At 37.9% G+C, this 18,327-nt stretch carries 24 protein-coding genes and 1 tRNA gene; 14 read left to right on the top strand and 11 right to left on the bottom strand.

Translation table 11 applies throughout. From position 1 onward, the window contains the following. Positions 1 to 146: 146 nt before the first annotated feature. A complete protein-coding gene (locus ABJE44_RS07520; protein WP_348112432.1) occupies positions 147 to 797 on the top strand; it encodes an START domain-containing protein in 651 nt (216 codons plus the stop codon). Positions 798 to 836: 39 nt separating this feature from the next. Here ABJE44_RS07520 and ABJE44_RS07515 read toward each other — a convergent pair whose 3' ends face one another. Together ABJE44_RS07515 and ABJE44_RS07510 are read right to left on the bottom strand one after the other, a co-directional pair. Next, a complete protein-coding gene (locus ABJE44_RS07515; protein WP_348112431.1) occupies positions 837 to 1,304 on the bottom strand; it encodes a hypothetical protein in 468 nt (155 codons plus the stop codon). A 2-nt stretch (positions 1,305 to 1,306) separates the two neighbouring features. Beyond that, entirely contained in the window at positions 1,307 to 1,630 is a 324-nt protein-coding gene (locus ABJE44_RS07510) for a helix-turn-helix transcriptional regulator (RefSeq protein ID WP_348112430.1), read from the bottom strand. Between the two features lie 205 nt (positions 1,631 to 1,835). On the opposite strand from ABJE44_RS07510, the gene ABJE44_RS07505 reads away from it, so the two are divergent. The 4 genes from ABJE44_RS07505 (at position 1,836) to ABJE44_RS07490 (ending at position 4,460) form a co-directional block, all read left to right on the top strand. Next, positions 1,836 to 2,579, top strand: coding sequence for a pteridine reductase (locus ABJE44_RS07505; RefSeq protein WP_348112429.1), 744 nt, complete (start codon positions 1,836 to 1,838; stop codon positions 2,577 to 2,579). A gap of 41 nt (positions 2,580 to 2,620) precedes the next feature. Then, entirely contained in the window at positions 2,621 to 3,589 is a 969-nt protein-coding gene (locus ABJE44_RS07500) for a DUF3080 family protein (RefSeq protein WP_348112428.1), read from the top strand. A gap of 184 nt (positions 3,590 to 3,773) precedes the next feature. Beyond that, positions 3,774 to 3,850 (top strand) — tRNA-Val (locus ABJE44_RS07495). A gap of 142 nt (positions 3,851 to 3,992) precedes the next feature. Further along, complete coding sequence (locus tag ABJE44_RS07490) at positions 3,993 to 4,460, top strand: c-type cytochrome (protein WP_348112427.1); 468 nt, start codon at positions 3,993 to 3,995, stop codon at positions 4,458 to 4,460. A 62-nt stretch (positions 4,461 to 4,522) separates the two neighbouring features. Here the strand turns inward: ABJE44_RS07490 and ABJE44_RS07485 are convergent, their stop codons facing one another. After that, entirely contained in the window at positions 4,523 to 5,362 is an 840-nt protein-coding gene (locus ABJE44_RS07485) for a cation diffusion facilitator family transporter (protein WP_348112426.1), read from the bottom strand. A 135-nt stretch (positions 5,363 to 5,497) separates the two neighbouring features. Here ABJE44_RS07485 and ABJE44_RS07480 point away from each other — a divergent pair, with 135 nt between their 5' ends. After that, positions 5,498 to 6,487 (top strand): 2-hydroxyacid dehydrogenase, encoded by a 990-nt coding sequence (locus ABJE44_RS07480; RefSeq protein WP_348112425.1) that lies wholly within the window; start codon positions 5,498 to 5,500, stop codon positions 6,485 to 6,487. A gap of 45 nt (positions 6,488 to 6,532) precedes the next feature. Here the strand turns inward: ABJE44_RS07480 and ABJE44_RS07475 are convergent, their stop codons facing one another. Further along, positions 6,533 to 7,306: a helix-turn-helix domain-containing protein gene (locus tag ABJE44_RS07475; protein WP_348112424.1), complete on the bottom strand. Its 774-nt coding sequence runs from the start codon at positions 7,304 to 7,306 to the stop codon at positions 6,533 to 6,535. Between the two features lie 155 nt (positions 7,307 to 7,461). Between ABJE44_RS07475 and ABJE44_RS07470 the strand changes: the two genes are divergently transcribed. Continuing rightward, entirely contained in the window at positions 7,462 to 8,643 is a 1,182-nt protein-coding gene (locus ABJE44_RS07470) for a PAS domain S-box protein (RefSeq protein WP_348112423.1), read from the top strand. 11 nt (positions 8,644 to 8,654) lie between these two features. Then, complete coding sequence (locus ABJE44_RS07465) at positions 8,655 to 9,290, top strand: response regulator (RefSeq protein ID WP_348112422.1); 636 nt, start codon at positions 8,655 to 8,657, stop codon at positions 9,288 to 9,290. A 14-nt stretch (positions 9,291 to 9,304) separates the two neighbouring features. Here the strand turns inward: ABJE44_RS07465 and ABJE44_RS07460 are convergent, their stop codons facing one another. The 3 genes from ABJE44_RS07460 to ABJE44_RS07450 all read right to left on the bottom strand — a co-directional run bounded on the left by ABJE44_RS07460 (position 9,305) and on the right by ABJE44_RS07450 (position 11,435). Then, a complete protein-coding gene (locus ABJE44_RS07460) occupies positions 9,305 to 9,727 on the bottom strand; it encodes a universal stress protein (protein WP_348112421.1) in 423 nt (140 codons plus the stop codon). Positions 9,728 to 9,932: 205 nt separating this feature from the next. Further along, positions 9,933 to 11,000 carry a patatin-like phospholipase family protein gene (locus tag ABJE44_RS07455; RefSeq protein ID WP_348112420.1) on the bottom strand — a complete coding sequence of 356 codons (1,068 nt, stop codon included), beginning with the start codon at positions 10,998 to 11,000 and terminating at the stop codon, positions 9,933 to 9,935. Positions 11,001 to 11,051: 51 nt separating this feature from the next. Next, a complete protein-coding gene (locus ABJE44_RS07450) occupies positions 11,052 to 11,435 on the bottom strand; it encodes a VOC family protein (protein WP_348112419.1) in 384 nt (127 codons plus the stop codon). 226 nt (positions 11,436 to 11,661) lie between these two features. On the opposite strand from ABJE44_RS07450, the gene ABJE44_RS07445 reads away from it, so the two are divergent. The 6 genes from ABJE44_RS07445 (at position 11,662) to ABJE44_RS07420 (ending at position 14,966) form a co-directional block, all read left to right on the top strand. Continuing rightward, entirely contained in the window at positions 11,662 to 12,045 is a 384-nt protein-coding gene (locus ABJE44_RS07445) for an ACT domain-containing protein (protein WP_348112418.1), read from the top strand. Continuing rightward, positions 12,045 to 12,551, top strand: coding sequence for a PTS glucose transporter subunit IIA (locus ABJE44_RS07440; RefSeq protein WP_348112417.1), 507 nt, complete (start codon positions 12,045 to 12,047; stop codon positions 12,549 to 12,551). The genes ABJE44_RS07445 and ABJE44_RS07440 overlap by 1 nt, the downstream gene beginning before the upstream one ends. A 109-nt stretch (positions 12,552 to 12,660) precedes the next feature. After that, positions 12,661 to 13,005, top strand: coding sequence for an ArsC family reductase (locus ABJE44_RS07435; protein ID WP_348112416.1), 345 nt, complete (start codon positions 12,661 to 12,663; stop codon positions 13,003 to 13,005). Beyond that, on the top strand, positions 13,002 to 14,135 hold the full coding sequence (gene dapE / locus ABJE44_RS07430; protein ID WP_348112415.1) for a succinyl-diaminopimelate desuccinylase: 1,134 nt from the start codon (positions 13,002 to 13,004) through the stop codon (positions 14,133 to 14,135). The genes ABJE44_RS07435 and dapE overlap by 4 nt, the downstream gene beginning before the upstream one ends. A 1-nt stretch (position 14,136) precedes the next feature. Further along, positions 14,137 to 14,814: a M15 family metallopeptidase gene (locus tag ABJE44_RS07425; RefSeq protein WP_348112414.1), complete on the top strand. Its 678-nt coding sequence runs from the start codon at positions 14,137 to 14,139 to the stop codon at positions 14,812 to 14,814. After that, positions 14,811 to 14,966, top strand: coding sequence for a DUF2897 family protein (locus ABJE44_RS07420; protein WP_348112413.1), 156 nt, complete (start codon positions 14,811 to 14,813; stop codon positions 14,964 to 14,966). The genes ABJE44_RS07425 and ABJE44_RS07420 overlap by 4 nt, the downstream gene beginning before the upstream one ends. 17 nt (positions 14,967 to 14,983) lie before the next feature. Here ABJE44_RS07420 and ABJE44_RS07415 read toward each other — a convergent pair whose 3' ends face one another. The 4 genes from ABJE44_RS07415 to ABJE44_RS07400 all read right to left on the bottom strand — a co-directional run bounded on the left by ABJE44_RS07415 (position 14,984) and on the right by ABJE44_RS07400 (position 18,247). After that, positions 14,984 to 15,310, bottom strand: coding sequence for a heavy metal-binding domain-containing protein (locus ABJE44_RS07415; RefSeq protein WP_348112412.1), 327 nt, complete (start codon positions 15,308 to 15,310; stop codon positions 14,984 to 14,986). A 1-nt stretch (position 15,311) separates the two neighbouring features. Continuing rightward, on the bottom strand, positions 15,312 to 15,728 hold the full coding sequence (locus tag ABJE44_RS07410; protein WP_348112411.1) for an HIT family protein: 417 nt from the start codon (positions 15,726 to 15,728) through the stop codon (positions 15,312 to 15,314). 9 nt (positions 15,729 to 15,737) lie between these two features. Then, positions 15,738 to 16,808, bottom strand: coding sequence for a succinylglutamate desuccinylase (gene astE, locus ABJE44_RS07405; RefSeq protein ID WP_348112410.1), 1,071 nt, complete (start codon positions 16,806 to 16,808; stop codon positions 15,738 to 15,740). Positions 16,809 to 16,927: 119 nt separating this feature from the next. After that, the gene (locus tag ABJE44_RS07400; protein ID WP_348112409.1) at positions 16,928 to 18,247 is read right to left on the bottom strand and encodes a bifunctional diguanylate cyclase/phosphodiesterase; all 1,320 of its coding nucleotides are present in this window, start codon (positions 18,245 to 18,247) and stop codon (positions 16,928 to 16,930) included. Positions 18,248 to 18,327: the final 80 nt, after the last annotated feature.

The raw sequence follows: 18,327 nt of genomic DNA, 5'->3' as shown, positions 1-18,327 counted from the left end.
CCAAGCGCCACATGCGAATATTTTGAATCAGTTTTATATTTTTAAACCGATTGATAAAAATAAAAAACACCCAAAAAGGGTGCTTATAACAAATACGCTCTGCTACTATCAAAGCGGCACATATTATAACGAGATAAGGTTTATCGATGCAATGCTCAACATCAAAAACAGTGGCTTACCTAATACTCTCAATGTGTTCAATACTAAGCAATCAAACATACGCTGAGGCTTGGAACCTAAAAAAACAAAAACATAATGTTAGTGTTTATAGTCAAAAAACTGAGTCTGGATACGATCAAGTACTCGCTAAAACCCAAGTTCAGGCGCCCCCTTTAGCATTGGTTGCATTATTTGACGATATAGAAGCGTGTCCCAAGTGGATCCACAACTGTATTGCAGTCAGTATATTGGAAAAAGTATCGGCAACCGAAAGCCTAGTGAATACTTTTTTCGATGCACCATGGCCAGTAAGAGACCGTGACATGGTGACCTACTCCACCACTTCTTTTATAAATGATTCTGTCACTATAGAATTAACAGACAAAAACCAAGCAATACCTGAACACACCAAATTTGTTAGGATGAAAAAGATGCATGGCATTTGGAAAGCCACCCCCATATCAAACGGTATGACAGAAGTGAGTTATCAAGGCGGAGGAGATCCAGGTGGCAAGCTGCCTACATTTTTGGCCAATAGAGAATTGGTTAATTCACTATACAACACGCTACTTAGCCTCAAAGAAATAATGCCTTTAGAGAAATACCAACCGAAAGGAGCCGAGAGCTCTTCTCATTAGAAACCATTACTATAGGCAAAGTAGTTGCCGTCAGCTTACTTAGGTACGTTTTGAAGAATGTTTACGTATCGATAAAATACTTACCGTTGCTAAAGGCAATAATATCAACATAGTCACTGTGTAAGCTTGTTCACTTCCTTGGAGAACCCAAGCGCTAGCCAATAATGCAGCTGCCCAGAGTATAGCCTGAGTAATTTGAATATTTTTATATAACTTCATAGGGGATTCTCCTAGTTGTGAGTGATTGGCTATTGAGCCATATTCGAAAGTACACAATCTATTAAGCCAAGTTAAGTCTTGGTCAAACATAGATTTTAATTCCTCTTGGGTACCAATATTTTTAACGGCTTCTGAAAAGGCATCTTGCTCGCTTAAACCATCACCTACATGCTTTTCTATTAAACAATATAGATGGTCTTTCAACTCATCTATTTTTCTATTCTTAATGGAATAAGAACTCAAAACCTCAGCATACCACTGGTGTACCGCTAAATCTAAATTGAACATTGTTACCCCTCCAATTGACTGATCATATTTGACAATTGCTTCCATTGCTTTCGTTGTAGCTTCAACTCATCAAGCCCAGCTTTGCACAAACGATAATATTTACGTTTACGACCCGTTTCAGCTTTTCCCCAAAATGATTCGATCCATTCTTTTTTTTCTAAGCGATGCAAAATGGGATACAACATGCCGTCTGCCCAAGAAATGTCTCCATCTGACATATCATGCACTTGTTGGATAATCCCATAACCGTAACTTTCGCCCTTATTTAAAATTGACAATATAAGAGGAGTTGAAGAAGCCGCCACTAAGTCTTTAGACAAACCCATAATTTAATACCTTGTAGTTCTATGTATAACTATTCATAGAACTACAAGGTATACAAATAGTAAATCCCCCCTCACTCCTCCTTAAATATTAAGTTATTGAAAATTCGCGTAATATTTTTATGGGTAATGTTGTTAAAGAGAATCCCCTAGTCTTTGACTTTATTCAGATATATCCTTCTGGTTTCCACTTAATTAATGACATTTAATGAAAGACAAAGTTACCTTTATTACGGGCAGTGCTAAACGACTGGGTGCGCATACAGCAAAGCATCTGCACTCATTAGGTTCAAACATCGTAATTCATTTTGATAAATCCAAAGTAGAAGCTGAAGCTCTTAGCCAGCAATTGAATGCAATCAGACCTAACTCAACAGCACTTGTTCAAGGAAGTTTGTCAGATATAACAGCTGTTGAGAGGATTGGAAAACAGGCTATCAATGCCTTTGGGCGTTTAGATGTACTTATTAATAACGCATCATCTTTTTACCCCACACCAATAGGCAGTATCTCTGCAGAAGACTGGTTCAGTTTAGTCGGTAGCAATATGCAAGGGCCATTATTCTTATCTCAATATTGTGCAAACACACTGGCGTTAAATAATGGAGTGATCCTCAATATGGTCGACATTCATGCGGCTAAACCATTAAAAAGCCATACACTTTATTGCATGGCTAAATCAGCCCTTGTCACTATGACTCAATCCCTAGCTATAGAACTTGCCCCTAAGATAAGGGTGAATGGAATAGCCCCTGGCGCAATATTGTGGCCCGAAACAGAGTTAAAACCAGATGATAAACAACAAATATTAAAACAAATTCCTTTACAGCGTTTAGGGCATATGCAAGATATTGCGGATGCTATTGCCTTTTTAATCGACGCATCTTATGTAACGGGACAAATCCTAGCAGTAGATGGAGGGCGCAGTTTATCTTCACATACAAAGGCGTAGCACATTTAATACAGTTAACAACACTCACCGCCTTAGGGTGCGTGTTATTAGCGTGTAATCGTGCCGATACTATAGACGACCATCTATACGAATACGCTAAACGTATGGCAAACATACTTGAAGCCGAACCACAGCAACTGCTGCAAGTAAGCCTTCCGCCCTACCCTAAAATCACCAGTTTGCAGCAAAATATCCCCACTACTACCATCAAGCTTACTGATTTTTATGGCCTTAAACATTGTGAACTATACTCACTAGTGGCCCAGCGCAACACTGTTCTTGGGCGAATACAACTCCCATCAACACGTTATATGTATGAGGCAGAGCTAATTAATGCACTACAAGCATGCCTAATCGAGACCACAGATCCACAATTACAATCTAAGCTAACAGATTGGTTAACATTAAAAGAAAAACAACGGCCTAAAGTATGGGCCAATCTGATACAAACCAGCCATGAAATAAAACACAGCTTAGCAACAAACACAGGCTTCATTTATGGCACTCCTAGTGACGGTTTAAATGAAACAAAAACAGCTGTAGACTATTTAATAAAACTATCAACCAACAACCATAGTGCAAACGCAAAATTGGAATCCCAATTAAAACAATTATTAGACAGCCCGTTACCTGCAAGAATGTGGCACACACAACTATTAATTGGCATACAGCTAGACCAACTAACGAGCTGGCTACAAAACCAAGCATCTCAATTACAATGCAAAAGTGGCAAAAAAAATGAAAAGCTTGACTACCTCACCAACGTATTCAGATTGTTTTTTATAGAAAAAATACAGCCTATCGCAGGGCAACTAAACCATTATCACTATCAACTCACACCAACATTTGAAGAGCTAGTAAACCACCCTCACCTTTCTCCAAGCTTTAAACAATATATTCACACCCAACACACTTTAGGGTTTGATGAATATTCAAATGCAATGACAGAGCATTTAAGATTTTGGCAAGAGCTATTCAAAAACTGTAATATTTCACCGCAGCAAATTTAGCCATTAATTTAAACCCAAATATTCTAAAGTGTTATTTGCAGCTAGCGATATCTAATCTAATAGTGACAATTGTATGAATGCTGCTCGATTAAACCTGTAGAGATAAAAAAGGCTTGCAGAGTAATTAAGGCATAGTTATGATACGCGCCGCTTCATAGCACAGTCTTAAAGTGTCTATATCAATACAACCGTAGCTCAGCTGGTTAGAGCACCACCTTGACATGGTGGGGGTCGGTGGTTCGAGTCCACTCGGTTGTACCAATTTGAATAAACTCAAATTAACCTAAAAAACCTCTTTTTCTTAGTAAATTGACATACATCAATAAACTACCATGCTTGCTTTCCCAAGATGCCTATCTGCAACTATGTTTATCCCTTCTGTCATCGAAAGAGGTTGCATAAAATGAAATTAATACGATTTATTATGATTTTTACGATATTTCTAGGTATTAGTGCTTGTGAGTTTGGTCCTGAATCTCCCAAGGGATTTAGTTTACCCAAAGGTGATATTGTTGCTGGTGAAAAAGTATTTATGGAATATAAATGCTTAGCGTGTCATTCATTAGAAGGGTATCAAGACAAAACTTTGATTAAGGAGTTTGACACTCCAGTACTTCTAGGTGGAACCTCATCTATCGTTAAGACCTATGCTCAACTTGTCACGTCGGTTATCAACCCCTCCCATAAACTGGTACCAAGGTACAACAATTTAGATGAAAAGGTAGTTAACCCTGATGGTACTTCCAAGATGAGAGTTTTTAACGATGTTATGACAGTACAAGAGCTCATTGATCTCATTGCTTTTCTGCAACCTAAATATAAAGTTGAGCCAATCAATTATACTCATTATGGTCAATATAGAGCCCTGTAACTTCAAATTCATTATTTTTTGCTACATTTGAATTTAACCGATTTATTCTCTAGTAATCGCCATTAATGTTGGTCTGGCTCGATATGTACCATAACATCTTGGATATCAAATTTTTCTGCTAAAACTTGTTCAATAGAGTCAGCAATTTTGTGGGATTCTATTGTGCTTAAACTTGCAGAAACTGTCACTGACACGTCGGCTATCTGTCCCTTCCCTGAATCACGAGAACGAACATTTAGCACAGTATTAACTGCGGGGATTTTTTCTATGGCTGCCATTAATTCTCCACGACCAAACTGACTTTGGTCTACAAGTATTGGTATGGCACGTTTGAAAAGAGAGAACGCCAAGTAAAAGATGATACTAGCGACAATCATGGCAAACACACTATCAACCCAAAAATAGCCTAACGCTGCGAGTTGCCAACCAACAATCACAGCAATACTGGTCATGACATCAGACAATGTATGACTTGCATCTGCTTGCAATAAATCTGAATTGAGACGTCTTGCCCAATAACCCTCCCATAGCGTCAACCCAATATTGAGCACTACAGTAGTCATCAGAATAATCAAACCTAACTTACTTTGGGTGACAGGCTCACCAAAGCGCTTAACTGCACTGACCAAAACCTCAAAGGCCACAACGACTAGTAAAGAAGCCAAAACGAATATAGCTAATTGCTCAAATTTTTGATGACCATAGGGGTGGTCATCATCTGCTGGAGTCTGAGCAATCTTAACTGCTAGCCAAGCAAAAATATTGTTCGCTAAATCTGCTAAAGAATGGATCGCATCTGCGACAATAACCGCTGACCCAGTACTTAGCCCTACTGCAAACTTGCTTAAGGAGATAATGGCATTAACACACCCTTCAACTAATAGTACTTTTCTAACATTCAAAATACGTCACCTATACACGAACTGTTAAACACCCCAAATACATTTTCTTGTTGATTTAAGTCAATGAGATAATATGAACTAGATGTATGATACGGCTCAACTGTTTAGTTTAACTACAACATACAAGAGAGAAAAATGAAAATTGCTTTTTATAATACCAAGCAGTATGACCAAGAATATTTTGACAAAGCCAATCAAAAATCTGGACATGAAGTACATTATCTTTCTTGTCACTTAAATAAAGAGACTGCGTCTTTAGTTCAAGATGCAAAAGTGGTGTGCGCTTTTATCAATGATACTTTAGACGCTGATGTACTTACTACTTTAAAAGATAAAGGCGTTGAGTTAATCGCACTGCGTTCGGCCGGCTTTAACCATGTAGATTTACCTTGCGCGAAAAGACTTAATTTACCCGTGGTGCGAGTTCCTGCTTATTCTCCTTATTCTATTGCCGAACACGCTGTAGGTTTGTTACTTTGTTTAAACCGAGGCATACACCGTGCCTTTAACCGAACTCGTGAAGGTGATTTTTCAATTAGCAATTTGATGGGATTTGACCTTCACAATAAAACCATAGGCGTAATTGGTACCGGAAAAATAGGTCAAGCATTTGTAAAAATCATGAATGGTTTTGGATGTAAAGTACTAGCATATGACCCCTTTCCAAGCGATGACTGCATAAAATTAGGAGCACGTTATGTGTCACTCGAAGAAATATATACTCAGGCCAATGTAGTATCATTACATTGCCCGTTAACGCCTGAAACACATCATTTAATAAATGAAGCGGCTCTTGAAAAAATGCAAGATGGTGTATCTATCATTAACACTAGCCGCGGCAAATTAGTTGATAGTAAAGCCATGATCCACGCACTTAAAAAAGGTAAGGTGGGCTTAATAGGTTTAGATGTATACGAGGAAGAAGAAACCCTGTTTTTTGAAGACTTATCCGCTCGAGGCATTCAAGATGATGTACTAGCAAGATTAACAAGCTTCCCAAATGTTATTATAACCAGTCATCAAGGGTTCTTTACCCATGAAGCTATGCTAAATATCGCAGAAACCACCATAGCCAATATCAATCAGTTCGAACTTGATGGAAGTATACAGAATAAGGTGACCTAAACAGATTTATGCTTAGGTCTAAGCAAAACTTGTCGCCAAGTGCTATTAATGGGATGCTGAAACTTGGCTTGTAAACCCTTTACTCATTAATGGAATAAAGTGTTTAGACATAGCTTTTTCACTATTTAAGCAATCTTGTAATCGTGAAACGTCAATAATACTAATGTTGCGTTTGTTTACTTCTATGATGTGATCTTTTTGCAATTGTGTTAACTGACGACTTACAGTTTCAACAGCCATACCTAAATAATTGGCAATATCCACACGGCTCATACTCAAATCGAAATTATGACTGGATAACCCACGACTCTCGAACTTATTAGATAAATTAAGTAAAAATGATGCAAATTTTTGACTGGCATTCATGCAATGGGCATTAAGTAAAAACTTATCATCATCGTTAAGAGCTTGGCTCATACCTTGTAATAAATTGAACCTAATACTCTGAGAGTTTGCCATGGCAGCGTCTAACTCACTAAAAGCAATACGGCAAACACTGCTTGTCTCTAAAAATTTCAAGGTTTGACTATGGGCACCTTTTTCAAACCCATCTAGTCCCAGTAAGTCACCTGGAAAATAAAATCCAGTGATTTGTTCTTGGCCAGTCCCAGACAACAATGATGATTTAACTGAACCAGAACGTAAAATATAAATAGCGTCGAATCTCTCATCATCTCGAAATAATGCATCTGATTTATGAAATATCTTATGAGACCTCACTTTTACGTTAACCTTGCTATCACATGGTTTTTCTATACACATAGCCGACATAGAACATTTTTGGCATAATGATGATTGTTGAGCAACATATTGAGACATTTTACACTCCTCGCATTAATGTTATAAATTGACTGCCCTTGATTTAGATCAGCCTTTAGATAAATACTAGCGGTAAGCTTGGAACTGATATATTCGTTATTCTGCGTAATTTATTTCGGTTAATACCTAGTTTTGCCTATTTAGGAGCGTTTTATTTGAAAAATATCGATCCAACTAGCCTTCACAAATCCAATCCACTTGATACCAATGCACAGTTTCTAGCCTTACTCGATGCAGCTGTTGATGCAATGATAGTAATAGATCATCTGGGTTCAATTGAGGTTTTTAATCATGCAGCTGAAAGAATGTTTGGATACCAAGCAACAGAAGTCATTGGTGAAAACGTTCGAGTTTTAATGCCACAACCCTATCAAGATGCTCACGACGGCTATATAGAGCATTTCAATCATACCCGCCAAGCTCGCATAATTGGTATTGGCCGTGAAGTAAAAGCTCAAAAACGTAGTGGTGAAATTTTCCCTATTGAGCTGTCGGTTGGCGAAGTCAAGAAATCTAGCCATCCACAATTTGTTGGTATCATTCGAGATATTAGTGATCGTATGAAGGTACAAGCAGATTTAAATGAAAGTCGAGAAAGGTTAGCCCAATTTACTAGGTTAAGTACTATGGGCGAAATGGCTGCAGGCATTGCCCATGAGATCAACCAACCCCTTACAGCAATCACTAGTTACTCACAAGCCTGCCGAAACTTTATTGAGCAATATCAACCAAAATCAGATGATCCATCATTAATTAAAGTTAAAGCTACCTTAGACAAAATAAGTGCTCAAACCCACCGCGCTAGCGAAGTAATAAGCCGTCTTAGAAATTTTGTTAAAAAAGGACAGGTTATCCGTACCACAGTTAACCTAAGCTCCTTAATAAGAAACACCCTTAATTTAGCTGAAATAGACACCCGCATACTAGAGCATGGCATTAAATTAAAGCTTTCAAATGACCCACGTCCTATGGTTAATATTGACGATATTCAGATTCAACAGGTATTATTTAATTTAATAAACAACGCCATAGATTCTCTTCAAGGGCGCCCTTCTGCGGCAATTCAGATCAGTACTCATTGGGTGGGCGAAAAAAATATAGAAGTGTCAGTAAAAGACTTTGGCGTCGGGATAAGCAAAGAACAAGAAGCGTCGTTATTTTTACCCTTTTTCACCACTAAAGCATCTGGAATGGGAGTTGGTTTATCTATTAGTCAAACTATCATTGAAGCCCATGGGGGCAAACTTACCTATCTTAAAGGTGAACCATCTGGCAGTATATTTACCTTTACTTTGCCTGCTACTGGTGCCAAAACCTTACCTCACATTGAAAAATAGTAATAAAAAATATGACTACTAACCCACAAGGCCTGACAGATTCACTAGTTCATTTAATTGACGATGACGAAGCCGTTCTTGACTCCATCAGTTTATTGTTAGATTCAATGTCAATTGCTAACAAAACCTACCCTAATGCTATTGCTTTTCTGGAAGCCTATGATGAGAATGACTTTGCCATTTTAGCTGGGTGTATAGTATTGGACATAAGGATGCCCGGGATGAGTGGCATGGAATGTCAGCAAAAACTAAAAACACTGGACTGCCATTTGCCGATAATTTTTTTATCTGGCCATGGTGATGTGCCATTAGCAGTTGAAGCTATGAAACAAGGTGCAGTGGAATTTATTCAAAAACCATTTAGAGAACAAGCACTGTTAGATTGTATTCAACATGTATTAGCCAATAATCAAGCTAGCCAAACTGAGGTGTTGCAACAAGTACAAATACAAAAACGTGCAGACACTTTAACTAAAAGAGAAAAACAAATAATGGAAAAAGTGATCGCCGGTCACGCCAACAAATTTATCGCCAACGAATTAAACTTAAGCCAACGTACCATAGAAATCCACCGGGCTAATGTAATGGAAAAAATGCAAGCCAAATCCTTAGCAGAGCTTGTAGTTATGGGCTTATCTTGCCAATAGCGTAGTTGTAACCTTTATATTTTAACAGCTAAAACGTCACATTTAGCACCATGTAAAACAGCATTTGCCGTTGAGCCTAATAGTAATTTCAAACCACTTTTACCATGGGTGCCTACGACAATTAAATCAGCCTCTAACCTTTCCGCAAGAGCATGGATCTCATCCGCAGGATCACCAATGGGGGCAAATACTTGGCCATCAGGAATATCGTGTTTCTGAGCTAAAGTAACTAGCGCTTCATTAGCATTTTTTTGGTTATCACTGATAAAGTCGGTTCCTAAGGAATACCCATAAGATTCGAAATATAGTTGCGGTAACGTAGCATAAATCAAGGTTAAATCTTCGGGGCTATTAGCGAGCTTTTGAGCACGTTCCAATACTTTTTGATGTTCTGAAAAAATATCAATTGCCACAATAACTTTTTTATAATGGTCCATATCCCCATACCTTTAAGTTGATTTTATCCAGTTAAAACTACTGATCTGTAAAATGAACCATTACATCTAGTAGTTTAATCATTTGCATGTAGGTTATTTAAGAGTATTGAGAAAAATGTGTATTGATCCACATCAAAATAACGGCAGTCACTAAAAATTAATGACTAATCAATAGCTAATTTCTCAGTCATAGAATAATCAACCTTTAGAGAAACTCGAACGGTTTTACATGTTCAATTATTGTTTGCGATTCATACAGCTTTGCAAATGCTTGCCCTAGGCGGTCACTTTGATTGATTACCGTCTCCCAATAAGGGATCCGCTGTTCAGCTGGCATAGTTTCAAAGTCTTTTCTATCGGGTATCTTGGCGTATGGTAACTGGCTTATAAACTCTTCAGATGGCACTAACATTACCACATCATCGTAACTTGTATTATGGGGCAAACGTTTTTTCAAAGACTTATCAAACCAGCCTGGTATGGGACGTCTATTAAAGTGTGGATAAAGTACCAAGCCCTTTTCAGGCCCAAAATTAAGATCAAAGTGATAGTCTATAATCCCCCCATCACGATACATCCCTTTTGGTGCATTTTGAATATTTTGCACACCCTCGATAATCAGGGGTATTGATCCTGAAGCCATCAAAGCTTTAGGTAAATTACCAGCAGATAATGGCACCGAATAAGATGGCATCCCATAGGGATCAGAAATAGTTAACTCACTCCCCGGCGCAGAAAAAACATAACGCTGGTAAAATTTATTTAACCAGCGACGTGTTATAGCATTCGCGCCAGCACTAGCAATGAGCCCAGTTAACTGCAAAGATTTAGTTTCAAATTGGGTTAACCCTTTACATTTAGCCACTATAAAATGCGCTTTCACTATAGGGTTGTTTACTATTTCTTGCACGCCAGTATTACCTAAAACGTAATCAAGCAGAGCGGTACCTTTATCTGTGATCTCTTTGGCTGTGGGTTTATCTGAGTAAGTTGTCGTGGAATAACGTTGCGCTAAGCGATTTATAGCTGAAACAGGATCTTGCTGTGCAAAACAAGCAAATCTAAACGCTCCTGCAGAAGATCCAATTATATCTATGGGTTTAGTTCGGCCTTTAAAGAATTCTGAAAAAATATAACGGTCTAATCCTGCTAATACAAACCATTTAGGCCCACCAGATGCGCCAAGCATATAGTCAAATAAACCTGGGTGAAAGCCTTCACGTTTAATCCTACTCAAGGCATGTTTGCCTGCATAAATATTGAATAAACTCATTTATCAACAACTTCTATTCTAATAATGTGCATAACTATATTTGTAATAAAACTAATCCTGCTCATCATAAATGACACATACGGCGCCAGCGGGATCTTCAATAACAACATAATTGCTAGTATCACTTAATTTTTTCGTTTCAGTTAATACTTTACCGCCTTGTATAGAAACCTGTTTTAGTGATTCATCTAAATTTGCTACTTTTACATACATTAACCATTGAGCTGGTAACCCTGTATTAGGGCCTTTAGCGTGACAAATACCCGCTACACCGGAGTCATCACTTGGTGTTTGCATGACATAATCATCGTATTCACCCATGCTTATGGCTAATGATCGCCACCCCACTACAGATCGATAAAAGGCAGCAACATTTGTTGCATTATCAACCGTTAGATCCCGCCATTTGATACTACCGACTTCGACTTTATTCATAGTATATCTCCTGTTTATAGAAACAAACGCTGTAAAATACAGCATTCGTTTTATTATCGGGCATTTTACAACCAGTAGTAATTTTCCTATATATATCAGCTTATTAAACACTATATAAACAGTACTCAACAGACTTATCCACAGATTACGTGGATAAAGCCAACTTGACATAACAACTACCGACTGGTTTCCTACTGTAATAAATAAATTTACCAATTAAATTTTTATGCCTAAACAAACACTAGCGATCTTGCCAGAGATCTTCGTCATCCATAGTTTGCCAGATGATGCCACAATACCCGCTGAGGTGTTTAAAGCACCTGTATATTTTATTGGTAAAACTAACGAAGAATTATCATTAGTCGTACCTGAAACGATTAAAATTAATAGCGATGATAAAGATAGTGGCTGGATAGCTCTTGAAGTACTGGGACCACTGAACTTAAGCATGGTTGGGATCATGTCACAAATTGGCGGCGTATTAGCGGCCGCAAAAGTGAGTATTTTCGTGCTGTCAACTTTTGAGACAGACTTCTTTTTAGTAAAGCAAAACGACCTAGAAACAGCATCTACTGCTTTAATTGAAAGTGGATATAAAGTTCAAAAATAATGGGATCATATAACCGTTTAGTTACCCCCGATAATATACCCAAGCATGCTAAAACCTTTGATATATTGAGCCCATTAAATGGCAAGGTTGTCACCTTGGATAGCGTCCCTGAACTTATTTATACGCAGCGCCTATTTGGAGAGGGCGTGGCAATTGCCCCATCTGGCTATCAAGTTTTTGCTCCATTTTCAGGAAAAATGCTTTATTTTCCTGAGTTGGCCTGCCAAATGCGTTTTAAGGCAATAAATGGACTACAAGTTCAAATTCAACTAGGAATGGACTCACACCTTATGATGGCTGAAGGCTTCAAGCGATTGGTAAAAGAAGGTGAAACATTTGAACAAGGTCAAGTTATTGCTGAGTTTGCCATCCACAAAATGAAAAACTCTTTAATGAGCACCTTATGTCCAATTACTATATTGAATAGTGAAAAGGTAAAAGGCGTACAAGCCTTCTATTATTCAGTCAGGGCAAAAGAAGACAAAATCATGAGTGTGTATATCTAAATTTATTTAATAGTATATCTACAATTAAAATGGTCATTACAACCTCTTTACCTACCTGCCCTTTTCTCGCTATAGTCCGTCCTCAAACGATTTAAATACTTAGGAAGCTATGACCACTTTATTTGGCATAAAGAATTGCGACACGATCAAAAAGGCCAGAGCTTGGCTAACTGCACAGCAGATAGAATTTACTTTTCACGATTATAGAAAAGACGGTTTAGATGCTGAATGGCTAAATAAAGCAGAGCAAGCATTAGGCTGGGAACAAATGCTAAATAAACGTGGCACTACATTTCGGCAACTTAGCGAAGAACAAAAACAAAATGTAGACAAAGAGAGTGCAATGGCTCTGATGCTAGAATACTCAGCTATGATAAAACGCCCTATCTTGATACATAATGATAGTTATTACATTGGCTTTAAGCCCGACCAATACTCAGAGGTATTTGCATGAGCCATAACGTATTAGATCTAACAAAAAATCTTATAAACCGACAATCTGTCACGCCTAAAGATGCTGGCTGTCAGGAATTAATGGCAAGTATTTTAAAGCCCTTAGGTTTTATAGTTGAAGACTTAACATTTTCTGACACTAAAAATATTTGGGCAAGAAAAGGCACAGAGTCTCCTGTTTTTTGCTTTGCAGGCCATACTGACGTAGTCCCGTCAGGTCCGCCAGAAAACTGGCAAACCCCACCTTTTAAAGCAACTGAAGTAGATGGCTACCTTCATGGTCGTGGGGCTGCAGATATGAAAGGTAGTTTGGCTGCAATGTTAGTCGCTACTGAAAACTTTGTTAAGAATAATCCAGAACACAAAGGTTCCCTTGCCTTTCTGATTACAAGTGATGAAGAAGGTCCTTTCATCAATGGTACTACTAAGGTGATAGATACGTTGGAAGCCCGCAACGAGAAAATCACTTGGTGCTTAGTAGGAGAGCCTTCTAGCACTGATGAAGTGGGTGATATAGTTAAAAATGGTCGTAGAGGCTCTTTAACTGGAGATCTAGTAGTAAACGGTATTCAGGGCCATGTTGCCTACCCACACTTAGCCAAGAATCCTATTCATGATTCATCATTAGCCTTTGCAGAATTAGCCAATACACAGTGGGACAATGGCAATGAATCCTTCCCTCCAACAAGCTTTCAAATATCGAATATTCATGCAGGAACAGGTGCAGGTAATGTAATACCAGGATCGTTAGACGTATGCTTTAATTTTAGGTTTTCAACAGAGGTGACCGATCAAGAGTTAATAGATAGAGTCACTCACATACTAGATTCTCACAAATTAGATTACAAAATTGACTGGACATATAATGGCCAACCCTTTTTAACAGACTCTGGAGATTTGGTTGAGGCGACTCAACAAGCAATAAAACACTGTACTGGTCGTGAAACAGTTCTATCCACGGCTGGCGGTACTTCTGATGGACGCTTTATAGCACCAACTGGGGCACAAGTGATTGAGTTAGGCCCAGTCAATGCCACTATTCATAAGATAGATGAATGTGTGAAAATGTCTGATTTAGAAACACTAGCAGAAATCTATGAAGACATATTGCAACGCTTGTTAGGCGCATAGTGTGATTACTCAAGCGCAAATTTTAGGCAAAGACGAAAGCCAGCTAGTCGAATTAGCCAATGGTTTTCTAATTTTGCCTAAAGTCGCAGAGGCCTTCAACGCGCTGCAGCAGGCAGCAAAATTTGATTCCATAGACATCCAAATTGCCAGTAGTTATCGCAGTTTTGATAGACAAAAACGTATTTGGGAAAATAAATGGTCAGGCAAGACACAGCTACTAGATGCAAATGAAAATCCAGTTGACCTTAGTACTTTGACAGATTGGCAAAAAATTCAGACCATTTTAACTTGGTCTGCTCTACCTGGGGCCAGTCGTCATCATTGGGGCACAGATTTAGATGTTTACGACAAAACAAAAATAGATGAGTCTGGTAGCCCTTTACAACTAGTTTGTAGTGAATATGATAAAAACGGCCCTTGTTTTGAGCTTAATCAATGGTTAGCAAAATACGCTGCTGACTTTGGGTTTATTCGTCCCTACTCTGTTTATAAAGGTGGTATTGCCCGTGAACCTTGGCATTTGAGTTACAAAGATTTATCTGAACCTATTATTAAACAGTTAAGTCCAGAAATGTTGCTTGCCACATTGAAGCAATCACAGGTACTAGGACTAGCAGCTGTAGTGCAAAACATGCCAGAAATATACTCTCGCTTTATATTAAATCAGGGAAACCCATGAATATTTGGATAATTGTCGCCATCATCGTCTTAGTACTGGGCTTAATTATTGGCAATATTTTGTTACTGAAACAAAGTGCGAATCAAAAATTATCTAAGCCTACCAAGGACAACAACGAATCTTACGATAGGTTTGAAGATAAAGACGACTAAATCTACTCTTTAGTTTTCTATTGGTCTGAGTATCTCACTGCGGTACCACTGATGCTTACCATCAACATAGTGCCGCCCTTGCCTACCACTTCGTAATCAATATCTACTCCAATAACGGCATTAGCACCGATTGATCGGGCTTCACTTTCTAATTCTTGAAATCCAATTTTGCGGGCCTTAGTTAACTCATCTTCGTACGCCCCTGAACGCCCACCAACTATGTCTCTTATTGAAGCGAATATGTCCTTAAACAAGTTAGCTCCCATTACTGCTTCACCTACTACTATTCCTAAATACTGCTCTATATTTTTGCCTTCAAGGCTATGGGTTGTTGTTACTATCATTTTAAGTTCCTTTATTTATGGCTGCTCGTATTAACGAAATACGCTTTTTGATCTCAGTTTCAGTATAAGGCTTAGCTGGAAATTGCCCCCAAATGGGTTTAGGCCAACTTACATCATCTTTAAAACGAGCAATATGATGTAAATGGAGTTGAGGCACCATATTACCCAAAGCAGCTAAATTCAACTTATCAGGTGTAAACAATTGTGTAATAACCTGACTAATAAACGCTGACTCCTGCCATAGTATTTGTTGCTGCAAAGGGGTTAACTCAATCACTTCACATATGTTCGCCACCTTAGGGACTAAAATTAGCCATGGATAATTTCCATCATTAATTAAACGGACAGTGCACAAAGGCAAGTCAGTTATCCAAGCACTATCCTTATCCAGTTGTGGATCTAGTATAAATTTAACCATAGTGAGTCCTTAGATTGTTGTTGGTATAACCGTTAAAATTGCCCGTTGGCCAATTTCTACGCTTGCATTAGGGAATACTATTGCCTCACCATCATGCTCAGCTTTATAGATCGCTCCAGTTTCAACGGCCAATACCTCACCTTTAGCAAAGTCACTGAAATTGGGCATATCATCAGCAAAATTAAGAACGAAATCTGCTTGCTGCTTGTTAATCACTTGATTCACTTTGTAAATTAAAAAATCTGCTTGCTCAAAAGCTTTGAGTTCAAGGCTCTGGCCACACAGCATTTTAGTTAAGGTGTCGATGACCTCTTTAAAGTCAGACATATTGTTTTCACCAAAGGGTTTAACCTTACCTAATTCCACCGTAAAGGCATGCGCATCAAACTGTCTGGCTGAATAATAGCTAAAAGTGGTAGTTGGACTACCCGATAATAAAATCGTATTTATCCCACAAGATAATAAAATTTGTAATTGCTCTTTATCCCATGGTTTGCCATGTTGAAATGGGTAGACCGCAAATTTTTGATTTTTAGAGGGTCGAATAGCTGTGTGTAAATCATAATGATAACGTATACACCGCTGCCTACTATCGCGGTCAGAATAAAATTGTTTAACCGCTTCTTCTAACTGACTCGCACGGCGTCTTTCATCATTAACCACTTTATCTTCAATAATATTTTCATGTTCACCACTAAACAATCGATTCATATTTTCAGTGACAAAGCGCTGTGCTATATCCATAGCGGCTAAATTTCCAAAAATAACGAGCACTCTTTGTTTTACGACTATTTTACTAATTAAAATATCTCTGACTAAATCATCACAAATTTCAATAGGAGCGGTTTCATTGCCATGTATTCCACATGACAGCACTATGTCTTTGTCTGTTAAACTTAAAGGCTCAAAGCATATAATGCCCTCAGCAATGATTTTCACATTGGTGTGCTGGGATAACATAAAATCGGTAGGTTTAGAGAAAAGCCTAGGTTGCTGCCTAGAAAGGTGTAAAAAATCACCTTTTTTCTTTAATCTTTGAATAATGTCAGAACTAGATACGGTTGATTGGTTTTGGGTCATTATTAGAGCAAGGTCTTGAAAGTAACAATAAAAGCCCATAATACGCTATGCAGAATCGTAACTCGATATTTAATAGGTGTTAGTAAGCGCGCTATGTAACAATTATTGTAGATATTTTATCAGTTAGAAATTAATGCTTGTTCTCGCACATAGGAGGTACCAACAGTAATATCTTTACTGGCTAGTTCCTCAAAATGACTTAATGAAACAGCTTTAGAAAACAGGAACCCCTGCCCAGTAGAGACTCCCAACTCTCTTAAAATATGTAGGTGTTGAATATTTTCAATGCCTTCAGCAACTAACTCACAATTTGCTGCTTTAGCAATAATTTGACTGGCTTCAACTATTGCTTTATTGACTGGATTATTATCTATTCCCATAACAAATGATTTATCAATTTTAATACAATCGATGTCAATATCTCGTAAATAGCCTAAGTTTGAATACCCCTTTCCAAAATCATCAATAGCAATACTAACCCCTAACTGTCTAATGTCTGAGAGTTGCTTTTTCACTAATACTGAATTCGATAAGGCCACATCTTCAGTTAGCTCAAGCTCTAAAAGAGATAAGTTAAAACTATAATGTTTAGCTAATGCAGTTAGGGTTGAAACAAAATTTAAATCATATAATTGGGTTGGAGACATATTTACCGAAAGCTTAATTGATAAACCCACTTTTGATAGATATACAGAAGCTTTAATAGACTCTTCTAATGTCCAATATCCGAGTTCATTCATCATATTATAGGACTCAGCCGCTTCGATTAAAGCACCAGGAAACAATAAACCGTCTAATGGATGGTTCCAGCGCAACAAACACTCCGCGCCAACAATAACGAGTGATTTGAGTTCAATTTTTGGTTGAAAGTAAATTTCAAGTTCTTGATTAGTTAAGGCACGCTTTAAATCCGCTTTTAATGTTAGAGAGCGGCCACTTTCTTCATTCTTTAATTCATGGGTATATTGAAAGTTATCAAACTTATTACTTTTAGCTTGTTTTAAGGCAATTTCAGCCAAAGAGAAAAAGGCATTCACATTAGTGTTTTGTTTAGGATTTGCCGTTGCGCCTACATTAAAATCAACAATAAAAGCATGTTCTTCACACTGTATTGGTGTTTTAAAATGCTCAATTAAATGAGTATAAAACTGATATAAGTCTCGCCTATGGTGAATACCAGACAGCACCATGCCAAAAGTATCACCACTTATCCGCCCAAATATGACAGTATCACCAAATAGAAATAGGATCCGGTTAGCGATTTCGAGCAATATCTGGTCACCAAACTCATATCCAAAGTTACTACTAACATCTGAGAAACGAACCACATCAATCAATAACAACGATTGACAGGAATCAAATACCAATGTCTCTTCAATATCGTCCAATAATGCATATCGATTTGGGATTGAATTAAGAGACTCGTATGTTTTCTGCATTAAATACTATTACTCAAAAAAACGAATTAAATCTAAAACATCATATAATTTGTTGCATGCCATTATATTGATAATTCCAC

This window comes from Paraglaciecola sp. (assembly GCF_039942875.1).
GTDB lineage: Bacteria > Pseudomonadota > Gammaproteobacteria > Enterobacterales > Alteromonadaceae > Paraglaciecola.
The sequence above is the reverse complement of the archived record's forward strand: the minus strand, read 5'-3'. Positions and strand labels throughout refer to the sequence as shown.